The following is a 14,532-nucleotide window of genomic DNA, read 5'->3' on the forward strand; positions in this document are numbered from 1 at the left end:
CCATGTATTTGCAATGCCTTTTTTATAATATTAACTGCGGCGTTTTCATCCCTATCCATTGTCAAATTACATTTCGGACATTCATGTAATCTAACTGATAGTGTTTTCGGAACTTTATGACCACAGCTTGAGCAATTTACTGTCGTTCCATGAGGACTAACTTTGACAAACCAAACGCCGCGTTTTACCGCCACTGCTTCTAATTTTGTTAAGAAATTTCCCCAAGCGACATCTAAAATACTCTTAGCCAATTTAGTTTTAGCTAACCCTTTGATGTTTAAGTCTTCACAAGCAATAAAATCATAATTATTGACCAACCAATGTGCTGTTTTGTAGTGCCAGTCTTTTCGATATCTAGCAATTTTTTGATGAGTTAAAGCTATTCTTTTTTGTTGTTTCTCATAGTTTTTTTGACCCTTTATTTTTTCTGGCTAATTTACGTTGTTGACGAGCTAAATGCTTTTGTCGATTGCGATAAATCTTTTTAACAGCAACTGTTTTTCCTTGACTGGTAGTCAAAAACTCTTTTAATCCTACATCAATTCCAACTGCTGATTTGATATTATCTATGGGAATAACATTCGGAATCGTCTCATCTTCTGCTGTAATACAGACATAGTATCCATCTGCTTTTTTTAACGATTGTAGCTGTTTTAAGAATAAAACTTTCAGGAATCGGACGATGGATTACAACTGGTATAGCTCCCCATTTTTTTGTCCAAAGACAATTATTTTGAAACTTGATAACAGCTTTGGGATGATTAACTCTCGAAAAACTAAAAGACCTTAATTGACCAGCTTTTTTAAATCTAGGTCGCCCTCCTCTTTTACCTTTTTTATCTGGAACTAACCATCTTTTCCAGGCTTTTTCTAATCTTTGAAGATTCATCTGTTGAACTTCGCAGTAGATATTTTTGTAGTCAGGAAAGAGAGTTTTTGTCTGTTTTAAATCTGATTGTTGAGTGTAATAATTAACTTTTTCTGGTATTTCTCCTATGGTTTCACTAATTAAACTGCATCTATCAATAGCACATCGAGTCCGTCTTAACCAGTCCAAACGCTGACCTAGCGCATAGTTCCAGTGACGACGTAAAAGTTCTAACCACTGGTTTATACACTCTGCTTGCTTTTGATTAGGCTTGATTCGGTACTCAAATGTCAGTATCATAATACTATTATTGTAGCACTTATCGTTGTTAATGAACAATAGTTATAGTAAAGAAAATAGGTCAGTTTACTTACTTGCCGTACATATTGTCTTAGTGACTAAATATCGGAGAAAAGTCATTACCCCTGACATCCTATCTCGTCTGCAACGAATTTTCACAGATACTTGCAGTAAATGGGATTGTCGATTAGTAGAATTTAATGGTGAAACAGACCATGTTCATCTACTTGTTGAGTTTAATCCTAAAGTTCAACTTAGTAAATTTATTGCTAATTTAAAAAACTGTTTCTTCTCGTTTAATCAGAAAAGATTTTTCAGATCATTTAACTCAATTTTATGGACAAAAACCTGTGTTCTGGACTGGTTCTTATTTTATTGCTACTTGCGGTGGTGTAACGATTGAACAACTTAAACAATATGTTGAAAAACAACAATCTCCTGTTTAAAAGGACTCCCTATGGTCGGTTTATTTTTTGGTCGGTAATTCCCCTCCCCCTAACATTCGTATAAGGGGAGACCCCTTACCGACATTTAAGTTGGAAAAAGTGCAACTGCTAATGAACTTGTCGAGATTAGTGACAGAGTTATCAAATATTTGAGACAAATTTTAGAAAATATTAATGAATATCTGGATAATGAAGAATATTTGGATCAAAGATAAAAGAAGATGTTTAGATTATTAAATACTTTTTAAAAATTAATTTACTTAGTTTACCCATTTTTAAAAGTTAAGGTGGGCATTGCCCACCCTACTATCTTATTCTACTCCTTCAATTTTGTCCTCAACTTCTTGGTACAATTCCTGCAGTCTTTCTAAGTTTTCTGCGGAGGTTTCCCAATAACCTCGTCCGTTAACTTCGAGTAATGTACCGACCATTTTGCGGAAAGAATTTGGGTTTAAATTCATCAGACGTTTACACATTTCTTCATCTTCAATGAAGGTTGTATTTACGTCTTCATACACCCAGTTATCTACTGCATCTGCGGTTGCACTCCATCCCATTGTATTCACTAACCGCTTAGAAAGTTCCCTCACACCTTCGTAACCATGGGATAACATTCCTTCGTACCATTTAGGGTTTAATAACTTGGTACGTGCGTCTAAACGGACGGTTTCAGAGAGGGTACGAACCTGTGCATTAGCAGTAGTAGTATCGGCAATATAAGCAGAGGGTTTTTTACCGTCTCCTCGTAAGTTTGCCACCACTTTTGTGGGATCAGAGTCAAAATAATGGGACACATCCGTTAAACTAATTTCCGAAGAATCTAAGTTTTGGAAGGTTGCATCTGCCGTTTTTAACGCTGATTCAAACACTTTGCGGTTATCTTTCATTATACCAGGATTGTCTGAATCGAAGGCGAAACTTTTACGGTTGAGATACATATCTTGTAACTCTTTTTCTTCTTCCCAACTGCTATTTTCTACCGCTAAGTTAACGTTAGAAGAGTAGGAACCAGAAGCGTTGGAAAAGATACGGGTAGCTGCTTCACGCAGGTTTATTCCCATTTCATCAGCTTGCTGTAAAGCGTGTTTACGAACATAGTTCATTTCGATGGGTTCGTTTGCTTCTGCTGCCATTTTAACCGCTTGATCTAATAAGTTCATTTGGTTAATAAAGAGGTCACGGAATACACCCGAACAGTTGACGACAACATCAATACGAGGTCTTCCTAATTCTTCGAGGGAAATTAACTCTAATTTATTGACCCTTCCTAATGCGTCGGGTACGGGTTTAACTCCTACCATCCACATAATTTGTGCCAGGGACTCACCATAGGTTTTGATGTTATCTGTACCCCATAATACACAAGCAATGGTTTCGGGATAATTGCCACCATTATCGATTTTTTGACGTGCGATGAGACGATCTACAACTATTTTTGCAGACTTGACCGCAGCTAGAGTAGGAATGGACTGAGGATCTAACGCATGGATGTTTTTACCGGTGGGTAAAACGTTGGGGTTACGGATAGGATCACCACCAGGACCAGGTAATACATATTCCCCTTCTAATGCTTTTAGTAACCCTCCTAATTCATTATCGGCACAAACCTGTTCTAAGCAAAATTCTAGGTACTCAAACAAGGGTTTTAACTTATCTTGATCGACTTTTGTGTAACCTAAATCGTGTAAAGTTGCCACCCAGGGAGCCTTTTTACCCATGTTAAAAAAGTTAAGCTTGGATACAAGAGATACCCTTCCTTCTGCATCTATCTGTTCTTTGACTAAAGATGCGACCGCTTCACGGGTGGCTAAAGTGATTTGTTGTAGCAATTCCACATCTTCTAAAATACCCCGATCGCTGTTTTGATAGACCTCTTCAATATCTCGGTCTAAACTATCAGCAATAATGCGAGGTAAGGAAGTAATTCCTTCTTCTTCTCGGTCTAAGGATGCAATGTTTACCAAAGTTGCGATCGCTTCTTCTGCGGTGGGAGGTTTACCCACAACATGGAGTCCACAAGGCAATAAACGAGATTCAATTTCCATCAATTTTCGGTAAACTAAACCGACAATATTATCCCGTTCTTCTTGGGTCATGTCTTTAGCATCCACATCAGGAATATCGATATCCTGATCTAAATTCACTAAGCGACATTTATCCATGATGGTGTTAACAATAGGAACACCCCGACCCCCATCTTTTAAGGTTTGATAAGAACCAATTAACTCACTTAATTCTTGCAGTCCTTTGTATAACCCTGCATTCTCGGCAGGAGGGGTTAAATAAGAGATGGTTTCTGCATAGCTGCGTCGTTTGGCAATGGTGGCTTCACTGGGATTATTGGCCGCATAATAGTATAGGTTGGGAATGTTTCCGATAAGACTATCGGGATAACAATCACCGGACATACCCATCTGTTTTCCTGGCATAAATTCCAGAGAACCGTGGGTTCCGAAATGTAGAACCGCGTCGGCTTTCCAAACTTGGTTTAAATAGGTGTAATAAGCAGCAAAACCATGATGAGGACTAGCGGATCTTGAAAACAGTAACCGCATGGGATCACCTTCATAACCAAAGGTGGGTTGTACCCCAATAAAGACGTTACCAAAGTGTTTCCCATAGATCAGTAAATTTTGTCCATCGCTGTTTAAATGTCCAGGAGGGGGTCCCCAGTTTTCTTCTAACTTCACAGAATAGGGGGTTAACCGTTCATATTGCTCCACAGACATCCGATGGGCTATATTTAACTCAGGAGAAGCATATTGTGCCTGTGCGTCGTGTATCACCGCTTCCATGAGTTCTTTAGGAGACTCAGGAATATCCTGCACATCGTATCCATTCCCCTGTAAGGCTTTAAGAACTTCATAAATAGACCCAAATACGTCTAAATAGGCGGCAGTTCCCACATTTCCCTTATCGGGGGGGAAACTAAACACCGTAATCGCCACTTTTTTATCGAGTTTAGGCTTCTTCCGTAGGGTAGCCCATTTCATGGCCCGTTGGGCCACTGCTTCGATGCGATCTTGTAATGCGATCGCTCGTCCTGTGTTTCCGTCCCGTCCTGAGAGTATAATGGGTTCGATGGCCCCGTCTAGTTCAGGAATAGCTATTTGTAAGGCGACTTGGATCGGATGTAACCCGAGATCGCTTTCTTCCCATTCCTCTGTGGTTTGGAAGACTAGGGGTAACGCACACATATAGGGACGGTTGAGGCGTTTTAAGGAGTCGATCGCTTTAGGATGATCCTGACGCGCTGGGCCTCCGACTAAAGCGAAACCCGTCAAGGATACTACCGTATCAACAATAGGAACCCTCTCTTTATCCCCTTTCCAGAAATAAGCTTCTACGGGTTTAGAAAAGTCCAACCCCCCAGCAAACACAGGGATTACTTTTGCCCCCATACATTCTAATTCTTGCACCATAGCGACATAATGAGCATCATCTTTGGTAACAAGATGAGTCCGTTGTAAAATTAGTCCGACACAAGGGGCCAGAGGATCTTTTAAATCATCAGAAATATCACTGCGATTGTTATACCATTCGAGATAAGACGGCACATCCTCAAACATTTTCATGGACAAAGGATGCCAAATACCCATGTCAGGGTAAACGATGGGTTCTTTGTAGTCAACCTGTTTATCTCCAAACAGATCCGGATAAGAATATTTATGAGCTAACATGACTAAGAAGTTCTCTAAGTTTTCAGAGGAACCCCCTAACCAATATTGGAAACTTAACATAAAATTGCGAGCATCTTGGGCTTTTTCTACCGGTAGATACTTCAACACTTGAGGCAGGGTTCGCAATAATTTTAACATTGCATCCTGGAAACTTGCCCCGGAATTTTCCTTACGTTTGCGCATAAATTGGGCGATCGCACTTTTGGACTGTCCCAACTGGGCCATAGAAAAGCTACCCAACTTATTTAACCGCATCACTTGCGGCATTGAAGGGAAAACCACCACCGCATCTAGGTTATCACGGTGAGGCTTAACCGCTTCAACCACTTTATCCGCTAAGTCTTCGATGAAAATTAAAGAAGCAATAAATAAGTTGGCTTCTGCTACATCTCGTTTAAATTCTTCATAATTTTCAGGATTCCTCAGTTCTTCTATTAAATAACCACTTATTTCAATGGCTAACTTCGGATTCTTCTTGTTAATGGCTTTAACGGCCGCCGAAAGGGAACTTTGATACTGAGGTTCTAACACCACATAGACCACCTTTAGCAAAGAACGACCATTGGTTGCCTCTGGAACGATATGGCGAATGGTGGACTTGACATGGGTAAACATATATGATAAGGCTCCTTTGTTTTTATGATGGTCTAAATAAGTTGGGAACACGGCAACATCCAAGGAGAACGTTAGGCCCCCAAATCAAATAACACTCCTCTGTGTTTGTATCAGAAAATGAGGCCGAATGGAGTGTTTACTCCATGATTTGACACATTTTGTAAAGAAAAATGACATATTTTGTTACAAATATTGACAAATTTAGTGAGTGTTTACTCAAGTTTATATTTACAAAATTTATTTATTTTATTCTTGACAAATTAACTATTAAATGTATTTAATTTCATTATTGATGAAAGACAATAGATATTATAGACTTGACGGGTTATTGTCATTTAAGGGATTAGTTATAATAAATGTAGATGTATTAACTTGAAGCGAACAAAAATAAATAATATGCAAAAGATTGATTTAAAAGAAGCAACGGATAAATTAGAAGAATTAATAAGAAAAGCAGCACAAGGGGAAGAGGTTATCATTATTAATAATGATGGACAACCTTTTCAAATTTTGCCTTTAAAATCACAAAAACCTAGGCCAAAATTCGGAAGTGCAAAAGGTTTAATTGAAATGTCAGATGATTTTGATGAATCTTTAAATGAGTTTGATGAATATACACCATGAAACTATTACTTGATACTCATGCTTTTTTGTGGTTTATTGCTGGTAGTTCAAAACTTAGTCAAAATGCTAGAGTTTTAATTGAAGACCAAAGTAATGAACGTTTTTTGAGTATTGCTAGTCTATGGGAGATAGCTATTAAGGTAAGTATTGGTAAGCTTAAATTACAATTATCTATATCTGATTTAGTAAGAGATCAAGTGTATGACAATGATATAAAATTACTAGGGATTAGTCCTCAACATTTAGATACACTCAAACAGCTAGACTTTAATCATAAAGATCCTTTTGATCGTCTAATAATTGCTCAAGCAATAACAGAAAATTTAACTATTCTTAGTGTTGACTCTGTATTTGATAATTATCCTATCACAAGATTATGGTAAAAATTTAGTAATTAAGAGAAAAATGACCAATATTCTAGAATATATTAAAAACTATTCTTATTTAGTTGAATTTTCAGCAGAAGATAATGCTTATTTAGCTAAATGTTTAGAGTTAGGAGTTATGGCACATGGTGATAGTCAAGAAGAAGCAATACAAGAAATTAAAGAAGCGGTTAGGGTTCATTTATTGATGTTACTAGAAGATGGGGAGCAGATTCCTGAACCTAAATCAATTAGAGTTAAGTTATAATCTATTATTTTTTTCATTCATTATCTATTCAGTATCTATTAATTAAATTCATCTGGAAGGTAATTCAAGTATTTCTGCATGAGCAAGTCTAACTGCTTTGTTAAATTGAAATTGTAATTTTCTAATGTCTTCAAGGTTGCCCTGCTTGTTTTTTTGAAGATTACCGATTAAGCTAAAAAGCTGTTTAGCTTTGTCTAAAACCTTATAACCGTGTTTGTGGGAAAATTGTGTATAATTCTTAATTTCCCAGTCTAGATACTCTAATCTTCTTAACGCTTCTCGTAGTTTTATCTCCTTTTCATGCAGTTCATTTTCCCAACCAGAAAGTTGTTCTTCACTAATTCGGATCGCTTGGGATAGATAAACGACAATATCAGTAATGCTTGAGTTATAGTTATGACAAACATTCAAAAGTTTATCTGCCCACCAAGTTTGCCAATCTTTTTCTTTTGATAAAATAGATTTAGCATTCTCCAACTTTCGATTAATAACGATTCCAAAAATAAGAATTATTACAGGAGTCAAAAAAGAAGCTATAAGTTTTAGTATTTCTAGTGTCAATTGAGTAGAGTTATTCATAATGATTCATTTTTAGAGTGCGATCTCTTATTTTGTAGTTTACATTACCTAGAGTATAATATACGCTAACTTGTATATTCTAGACCATTCACTTAGACAAGATTTAATATTTATTTTAAGATCAGCTTCTTAAAGCTTTAACCAAAGTTTGAAAATTAGGAATTTTGAACATAATTTGAGCAATAAACTTCATACTTAGTATTCTCAAAATTCAGTAAAGAGTTAACATTAATCATAAAATTACCAGTTAGAATGGTAAAAAGAAATCTAATTAGTATTAATAACAATGCAAAAAATACAACAATTTACAGCAATTATTGACAGAGAAGGAGAGGGGGAGAACCATTGCCTATTCCCTATTTCTTTTAGTGTAAATAATTGTGCGATCGCGTCCTTGATCTTTGGCTGCATAAAGGGCAAGATCGGCATGATGTACCACTTCTTCTCCAGTGGTGCCATGACTAGGAAAACTTGCAACACCGACGGATACCGTTACCCCGTTTAAATGATGTTGTTGATAGCGAAAATTAAGACGTTTTATTTTTCGTCTGAGGGTTTCTGCCCGTTGATAAGTATTCTCTAAACTAGCATAGGGAAAAATCAAAATAAATTCTTCTCCCCCATAGCGACAAGCAATATCTGACTCGCGAATATTATTCTTTAAAAATTCTCCAATTTCCTCTAACACCACATCCCCTAACCCATGACTATAATTATCGTTAATTTGTTTAAAATGATCAATATCCATTAAAATAATACCAATTTCTGTTTGATATCTTTCAGCTTGAGCGATTTCTTTTGTTAGAAATTCATAAAGATAACGACGGTTAAATAATCCCGTTAAAGAATCTCTAATACTTTGTTCTTTTAAATCTTCTTGTAACTTTAAATTGGCTAAAGATAAGGTAATATAATCACTCACCGTTTCCGTTAGATGTTCCGTTTCTGGGGTTAATTTACTTTGATCAGTGGCACTAATATGGAGAATTCCCAAGGTTTTTCCTTGAGCGATAATAGGATAACATAAGGTAGCTTTAGTCAATAAATTGGTTTCAACATGAGGACAAAATAATTGACTATGAGTGACATCATTATAATGGGCTTTTCCCTGACGTAATGCCCAACATTCAGAGATTCTAAATTCTTTTTTACTATTGAGATAATCCCCAGAATAGGAGACTAAACTAGCAAGGGTTTGCTGATCATTGAGTTGATAAATGCCTAAAGAACAATCGGGAAATAAAGGTTGAATTAAATCCGCTAAAATATTATAAGCTTCTTCTAAATTATTACAAGCTTGTAAATATTGACTCACTCGATTTAATAGGGTTCTTTCTTGGTTTTGTTTGGCCAGTTTTTCAACAATTGCCTTTAATTGCTCATTAGTATTTTTGAGTTGTATTTCTGTTTCTTTTCTTTCTTGAATATCTTCAACAATTCCCATGAGGTAATCAGGACGACCATCTTTTTTGTTAATGATAGAAACTGTGAGATTAATCCACACTAATTTCTCATTAATACCCATTAGTCTTTGTTCTAATATTAATGTTTTTATCTGATAATTTAACAGTTTTTTGAGTTGTTTTTGATAGAAGGGTAAATCTTCAGGACAAATAATTTCTTCTAAGGTCTTTTCTTGTAATTCTTCTGGTAAATAACCTGTAATTTGAGAAAATTTATGATTAAATCTTAAGAATTCTCCCACCAAATTAATATGATAAATTCCCACGGCTGCCTGTTCAAAGGTTCCTCTAAATCGTTGTTCACTTTGTTCTAATTCTCGACGCAGTTTAATTCTTTCAATGGCTAAATAAAGTGATTTATGTAAACTTTCTGGGGTTAAATTATCTTTAATTAAGTAATCTTGTGCGCCATTTTTCATGGCTTCGACGGCAACAGTTTCGTTACCGACTCCCGTTAACATAATAATAGCAAAGTGACTATAAAAAAATTTGTGCTGTAATTGTTTTAAAAATTCGATTCCATCCACATCAGGTAAACGAAAATCCAATAAAACCCCATCAACGTGAACCGTCTTTAAAATCTCTAATCCTTCCTTTCCTGATGAAGCTTCTAATACATGATAATTTTGCTCATTTTGGTTGCTTAGATAGCGTTTAAAGACAAACCTATCCTCTTGATTATCATCTATAATTAATACGGTAAAAGGTTGAGGGAACATATATCATAAAGTCTATTTAGGAGGAAGAACAACAATATTAAACCAATATTCCCAAAGAGTCTGAATTGTCTTTTTTAGGTGACCAATATCCATTGGTTTAAGGATATAACTTTTTGCACCCTGTTTATAACAAAAATTAATATCTTTGGGATCGTTAGAACTACTGAAAATCAGAATCGGAATGTTTTCCCATTGAGGGTTTTCTCGAATATGGATTAATATTTCTCTTCCATCAAGACCCGGTAAATTTAAATCAAGAAGAATTAAAGACGGATAATCACTCTGATGATCGTCAACAGTAGAATCAATCTCTTGTAAAAATTGTAACGCTTCTTCTCCATTTCGGCAACGTTTAACCGGATGTTCTTGAAGAAAAGGTCGACTAAATCGTAAAAAGGCGGTAAAGTCTTCGTCGCTGTCTTCAACTAACAATAAAAAGGATTTAGAAACTAAATTTGACATTAAAACAATTGATGATTAGGTTAATGTAAAGTAAAAAGTCGTACCTGTATCTACAATAGAATCAAGCCAAATCTTTCCCCCGTGACGTTCTATAATTTTTTGAACAATGGTTAAACCAATTCCTGTCCCTCCTCCATATTTTTCAGGGGGATGTAATCGTTTAAATATTTGAAAAATCTTCCTTTGGTGTTCAGAAGAAATTCCAATTCCGTTATCTCGAACATAAAAAATGAATGGCGGATCATTTAACTGATGTAGTTGGTGATGAGAAAATTTAGATAACATCTCTGTTTCGTTTAAATAACCAATTTCAATGATTTTGTCTTCTTTATCATTATATTTTATACTATTACTAAGCAAATTTATATACAAGTCATATAATCTTGCGCCGTCAGCTTTAATAATAGGTAGAGGACGAGGAATATTTAAGGTAACTGAGTTTTCTTCCCATCTTCCTTTGATCATATCTAAGACTTGTTCGATCACTTCATTAAGGTTAACTTCTTCATAGGAAAAATTAGCTCTTCCCAGTCTCGAATATTCGAGTAAGGAGTCAAGAAGATTGGCCATTTTTTTACTTAAACGTACTAGGGTTTCTAACTGATAGACTCCATCTTTATCTAAGCGATCGCCATAATCTTCTAGAAGAAAGTTAGCATAATTATAAATTCCTCGCAAGGGTTCTTTAAGATCATGGGAAGCAATGTAAGCAAACGCATCTAAATCTTGATTTTTTTGTTGTAATTCATAATTTAATTGGTTCAGTTGATTCATTTCTTGAAATCCAATTTCTAACATAGATTTTCTTAACCCAAAAGCAGTTTCTATTTCAATAGTTTGCCAAGGTAAAGATTTTCCATCGACAATTTCTTGCCACTGTTTAAAAGAATGTCTCGGATGCAATTTTTGATTCTTATCAAGATAAACCAGTTGATTAGGACTACCTGCCCAATTGACCATGTGTTTTTGTTCTTGTCTAAACCATAAAATATATTGCCAAGGATTATTAGATAAACTCATTACTAAAACCCCACTAGCAATGGTTTTATAAGCTTCGGATTTCTTATAAATTTTGGGCAGTTGATTAGTATAAAATATGGGTTGATGATAATTATTTTGTATCCATTCAATTAACTCAATTACTTGTTGTTTACGAGGACAGCGTCCCAGGGTATCGTAATGATCTCCGAGATAAATTCCTAATCCTTCAGCTTCAAATAAATCTAAAAACTGACGCTTATATTGTCTTAAATTTTCAAATAAATTCTGTTTATTGGAAATTATTTGAATTAAATCTTTTTCTTTATTTTGAATCTGAACTTGATACTGATAATTATGGGTTCTTCTAATATTAGCTAACTCTAATAATAAAATTTTAGCCAATAATTTGCAAGCCATTCTTAGTCCACGACTAGCAAATTTAGGCGTTTTATGATGACAAGCAATCAATCCCCATAATTGATTGTCTTTAACTAAAGAAATCGTCATAGAAGCACCAACCCCCATATTCTGTAAGTATTCTATATGAATAGGAGAAACCCCTCTTAAAATAGAGAAACTAAGGTCTAAAGCTTCTTGTGTGATAGGATTAGTTTCAGGAAAAAATCCAACAGGCCTATAATTGACATCGGGAATAAATCTTAAAGGTTGTAAACTAAAAAGATGTCTCGATAGGGGAGGAATATCTCCCGCAGGAAAATGTAATCCTAAATAAGAGTCTATGTCTTCAATTTTCGATTCTGCAATCACTTTTCCATGCCAATCATAATCAAATTCATAGAGCATAACCCGATCAAAACCCGATATTTTACGGATTTCTTGGGCAAAAATTTGACAAAGTTGGTCAAACGTTAAATCATTGTTGATTTGAGAAACAGAAAATTCACTAGATCGATAAAAATCAATTAAAGAAACTTCTTCTTGATTCGTATCTTTTTCTAGTTCTAACAACAGAGTCTGTTCATAACGATGAATATGTCCAATATAAAATAACTTCTCATTTTTATGATTAGTTACGATTACTTCTAAACAGTCCATCCCTGGAAACTCTTTTTCTTCAAGATAGGGCTTTATTTGCTCGATTTGATTAGAGCTGATAATCCTATCTAATTTCTTACCTAATAATTCTTCGGGGGAAATTCCTAAGTGAGTTTCAGTATTTTGACTCACTTGAATAATCATTAATTCTGATGCTTCTAAAACCAATAAAATACCGTGAGGTTGAATACAACCTATCTTATGAATGGGAACTTCTTGATGAGTGTTATTCATTTTTTTATAGAACGTGATCGAGTGAGTAAAACGTTTTCTCTCCTTGAGTGAAGATCACCTAGAGAGTCAGTAAGGGGGTAAAACTAGCAATTCTCTAATATCCAACTTAACTGATTTGACTAGCTCAAAATTTTCTCAACAGTCTTGACAAAATCTTGACACTTATCAATTACAAATAGATGTAGGTCAGGGCAAAGCTTGTTAACATCAAGCTTTCTGCGAACGGTATCGATGATTTTACGGCTCTTTTATTAGCATGATTCAAATCTATAAAAATGATAAACAGTTAAACCCATGTAAAATTAAGCCATTTAGATTGCTATCATAGATAGCTATATTATGTGAGGAGTCCTACTGATGAAAGTATTACTCGATGTCATTAAAACCCTATTGCTGATCAACGGAGCCGTTGTACTTCCTTCTTTTCTTCTCATTATGGCTCTCTATGAACACCAGTCAACCAACCAGGCTGCGGCCGATAATGTCTCTTCAAAATTCCATCGGAATATTCAAGACGACACCCCCAAGTACCAGCAGAAGCTTGACAAACTCGAAGCTCAGAAAAATGAGTTACAAGCTAAGTTAGAAGCTTCTCAACAACGGACAACTGTTAACCCCATATTGGCTAATCGTCAATCCGTTGATAATACTCCGACTCGAGTCCAACCTGTTTCTAGACCCCAAACCCTGGCTACTGTATCAAAGGTTTCTCCGACAAGACCTGTTTCAGCAAAGGTAGTCACTGTTTCCCAAACCAAAGCACCCCAGCCACCTCGGCAAAAATTAGTAGCCAATCCTTCAAAACCAGCTTCTCCAAAAGCAGAGGTAGCTGTTATCGAGGAGAAAAAACCTCTTGAATCGGCTTCTGAGGTTGATGTTATGGTCTACACCGCCATGATAGATAAGTTGTTTGCTGGTTATCAACCTTCTAACCAAGAGGTTAATCAAATGAGTCCTCAAGGTTTTGTCTCGGCGGCAGATTTGAATCAAACCCATCAACACCAAGCCCGATTAGTCTCTAATTCCATCACTGCTCCCCAAGCGAGAACCCCTTTAGATCAGCCCATTACTCTAGCTAATGACTTATCTGTGGGATTAATTGTTGCAGATAATCGAAATGAACTCAATTATGGCACCAAGAACTACAAAAAAGTTCAAACCGCCATTCTTTCCTTGCGTAAAGGCGATAGTAAAACCCTAGAAGATGCAGCGAGAAAGGCCGGTATTGACCCAGATACGTTAAAGTGGCTGGCTCATTATGGACAAAATCGCCCTGGTAGTTTTAATCCTCCTCAGATTAGCATGGTCAATCCGGAATAACCTTTTCGGGTGTTGCTGATCGTTGTTGCTCACTTTTTTTAGTAAATTCCATCCATCAGCATCATGAAAATTTTAGTTGTCGAAGATGATGAAAACATTATCATTCCCATTGAAGAATATCTTGACGAACAAAACTATATCGTTGAAGTCGCATCGGATGGGCAAGCAGCTAGAGAGTTTCTAGATGTTTTTGATTATGATCTCATTGTCTTAGATATCATGTTGCCAAAACTCGATGGGATTTCTTTATGTCAACAACTACGGGCTAATGGCTGCAAAACCCCCATTTTGATGTTGACCGCCAGAGATACCATTCAGGATAGGGTCAAAGGTCTTGATGCAGGTGCTGATGATTACTTGATCAAGCCTTTTGACCTCGAAGAACTCTCAGCAAGAGTCCGTGCTTTACTCCGTCGAGGAGAAACGTCCTTACCACCTGTTTTAACTTGGGGAGACTTGTCTGTTGATCCCAGTAGTTGTGAAGTGACTTATAAACAACAAATATTAAGTTTAAGTCCAAAAGAATATCGTTATTAGAGTTTTTTTTTACGC

Annotated in this window: 12 protein-coding genes and 2 pseudogenes; 6 read left to right on the forward strand and 8 right to left on the reverse strand. The window is 36.0% G+C overall.

All coding sequences use genetic code 11. From position 1 onward, the window contains the following. The 3 genes from C4E06_RS29130 to C4E06_RS29140 all read right to left on the reverse strand — a co-directional run. Nucleotides 1-422: transposase (locus tag C4E06_RS29130; protein ID WP_339377116.1), on the reverse strand; the 422-nt coding region annotated here is incomplete at its 3' end. Further along, a complete protein-coding gene (locus C4E06_RS29135; protein WP_232826388.1) occupies nt 400-519 on the reverse strand; it encodes a hypothetical protein in 120 nt (39 codons plus the stop codon). The genes C4E06_RS29130 and C4E06_RS29135, both read right to left, overlap by 23 nt. A 73-nt stretch (nt 520-592) precedes the next feature. Further along, nucleotides 593-1,168, reverse strand: a complete 576-nt coding sequence (locus C4E06_RS29140; protein WP_232826389.1) for a helix-turn-helix domain-containing protein — start codon at nt 1,166-1,168, stop codon at nt 593-595. 31 nt (nt 1,169-1,199) lie between these two features. On the opposite strand from C4E06_RS29140, the pseudogene tnpA reads away from it, so the two are divergent. Next, nucleotides 1,200-1,614 (forward strand): annotated as a pseudogene (tnpA, locus tag C4E06_RS26350) (IS200/IS605 family transposase). A 311-nt stretch (nt 1,615-1,925) separates the two neighbouring features. Here the strand turns inward: tnpA and C4E06_RS26355 are convergent. Beyond that, nucleotides 1,926-5,909, reverse strand: coding sequence for a magnesium chelatase subunit H (locus C4E06_RS26355; RefSeq protein ID WP_107671308.1), 3,984 nt, complete (start codon nt 5,907-5,909; stop codon nt 1,926-1,928). Between the two features lie 396 nt (nt 5,910-6,305). Between C4E06_RS26355 and C4E06_RS26360 the strand changes: the two genes are divergently transcribed. Genes C4E06_RS26360 through C4E06_RS26370 form a run of 3 tightly spaced genes read left to right on the forward strand, consistent with a single transcriptional unit; the run spans nt 6,306 to nt 7,166 of the window. Next, on the forward strand, nt 6,306-6,533 hold the full coding sequence (locus C4E06_RS26360; protein ID WP_107671300.1) for a type II toxin-antitoxin system Phd/YefM family antitoxin: 228 nt from the start codon (nt 6,306-6,308) through the stop codon (nt 6,531-6,533). Then, the gene (locus C4E06_RS26365; RefSeq protein ID WP_107671301.1) at nt 6,530-6,916 is read left to right on the forward strand and encodes a type II toxin-antitoxin system VapC family toxin; all 387 of its coding nucleotides are present in this window, start codon (nt 6,530-6,532) and stop codon (nt 6,914-6,916) included. The genes C4E06_RS26360 and C4E06_RS26365 overlap by 4 nt, the downstream gene beginning before the upstream one ends. A 22-nt stretch (nt 6,917-6,938) precedes the next feature. Next, on the forward strand, nt 6,939-7,166 hold the full coding sequence (locus tag C4E06_RS26370) for a type II toxin-antitoxin system HicB family antitoxin (protein ID WP_107671302.1): 228 nt from the start codon (nt 6,939-6,941) through the stop codon (nt 7,164-7,166). Nucleotides 7,167-7,214: 48 nt separating this feature from the next. Here the strand turns inward: C4E06_RS26370 and C4E06_RS26375 are convergent, their stop codons facing one another. From C4E06_RS26375 to C4E06_RS26390, 4 genes are all read right to left on the reverse strand, one after another. Beyond that, nucleotides 7,215-7,745 (reverse strand): hypothetical protein, encoded by a 531-nt coding sequence (locus tag C4E06_RS26375; RefSeq protein WP_107671303.1) that lies wholly within the window; start codon nt 7,743-7,745, stop codon nt 7,215-7,217. Nucleotides 7,746-8,094: 349 nt separating this feature from the next. Then, nucleotides 8,095-9,927, reverse strand: a complete 1,833-nt coding sequence (locus C4E06_RS26380; RefSeq protein WP_107671304.1) for a diguanylate cyclase — start codon at nt 9,925-9,927, stop codon at nt 8,095-8,097. A 12-nt stretch (nt 9,928-9,939) separates the two neighbouring features. Then, nucleotides 9,940-10,389 carry a response regulator gene (locus C4E06_RS26385; protein ID WP_107671305.1) on the reverse strand — a complete coding sequence of 150 codons (450 nt, stop codon included), beginning with the start codon at nt 10,387-10,389 and terminating at the stop codon, nt 9,940-9,942. A 15-nt stretch (nt 10,390-10,404) separates the two neighbouring features. Then, a complete protein-coding gene (locus C4E06_RS26390) occupies nt 10,405-12,660 on the reverse strand; it encodes an ATP-binding protein (protein ID WP_107671306.1) in 2,256 nt (751 codons plus the stop codon). 357 nt (nt 12,661-13,017) lie between these two features. Between C4E06_RS26390 and C4E06_RS26395 the strand changes: the two genes are divergently transcribed. Beyond that, nucleotides 13,018-13,980 (forward strand): hypothetical protein, encoded by a 963-nt coding sequence (locus C4E06_RS26395; RefSeq protein WP_107671307.1) that lies wholly within the window; start codon nt 13,018-13,020, stop codon nt 13,978-13,980. A gap of 63 nt (nt 13,981-14,043) precedes the next feature. Next, nucleotides 14,044-14,511, forward strand: a pseudogene (locus C4E06_RS26400) (response regulator transcription factor); the annotation flags it as partial. Nucleotides 14,512-14,532: the final 21 nt, after the last annotated feature.

The sequence above is a fragment of the Cyanothece sp. BG0011 genome (assembly GCF_003013815.1).
Lineage (GTDB): Bacteria > Cyanobacteriota > Cyanobacteriia > Cyanobacteriales > Microcystaceae > Crocosphaera.

What these genes read in the sequence shown, in the direction of transcription:
- C4E06_RS26390 (WP_107671306.1), bottom strand. Translation starts at nt 12,660, where the DNA reads ATGAATAACACTCATCAAGAAGTTCCCATTCATAAGATAGGTTGTATT.
- C4E06_RS26355 (WP_107671308.1), bottom strand. Translation starts at nt 5,909, where the DNA reads ATGTTTACCCATGTCAAGTCCACCATTCGCCATATCGTTCCAGAGGCA.
- C4E06_RS26370 (WP_107671302.1), top strand. Translation starts at nt 6,939, where the DNA reads ATGACCAATATTCTAGAATATATTAAAAACTATTCTTATTTAGTTGAA.
- C4E06_RS26375 (WP_107671303.1), bottom strand. Translation starts at nt 7,745, where the DNA reads ATGAATAACTCTACTCAATTGACACTAGAAATACTAAAACTTATAGCT.
- C4E06_RS26385 (WP_107671305.1), bottom strand. Translation starts at nt 10,389, where the DNA reads ATGTCAAATTTAGTTTCTAAATCCTTTTTATTGTTAGTTGAAGACAGC.
- C4E06_RS26365 (WP_107671301.1), top strand. Translation starts at nt 6,530, where the DNA reads ATGAAACTATTACTTGATACTCATGCTTTTTTGTGGTTTATTGCTGGT.
- C4E06_RS26360 (WP_107671300.1), top strand. Translation starts at nt 6,306, where the DNA reads ATGCAAAAGATTGATTTAAAAGAAGCAACGGATAAATTAGAAGAATTA.
- C4E06_RS26395 (WP_107671307.1), top strand. Translation starts at nt 13,018, where the DNA reads ATGAAAGTATTACTCGATGTCATTAAAACCCTATTGCTGATCAACGGA.
- C4E06_RS26380 (WP_107671304.1), bottom strand. Translation starts at nt 9,927, where the DNA reads ATGTTCCCTCAACCTTTTACCGTATTAATTATAGATGATAATCAAGAG.
- C4E06_RS29140 (WP_232826389.1), bottom strand. Translation starts at nt 1,168, where the DNA reads ATGATACTGACATTTGAGTACCGAATCAAGCCTAATCAAAAGCAAGCA.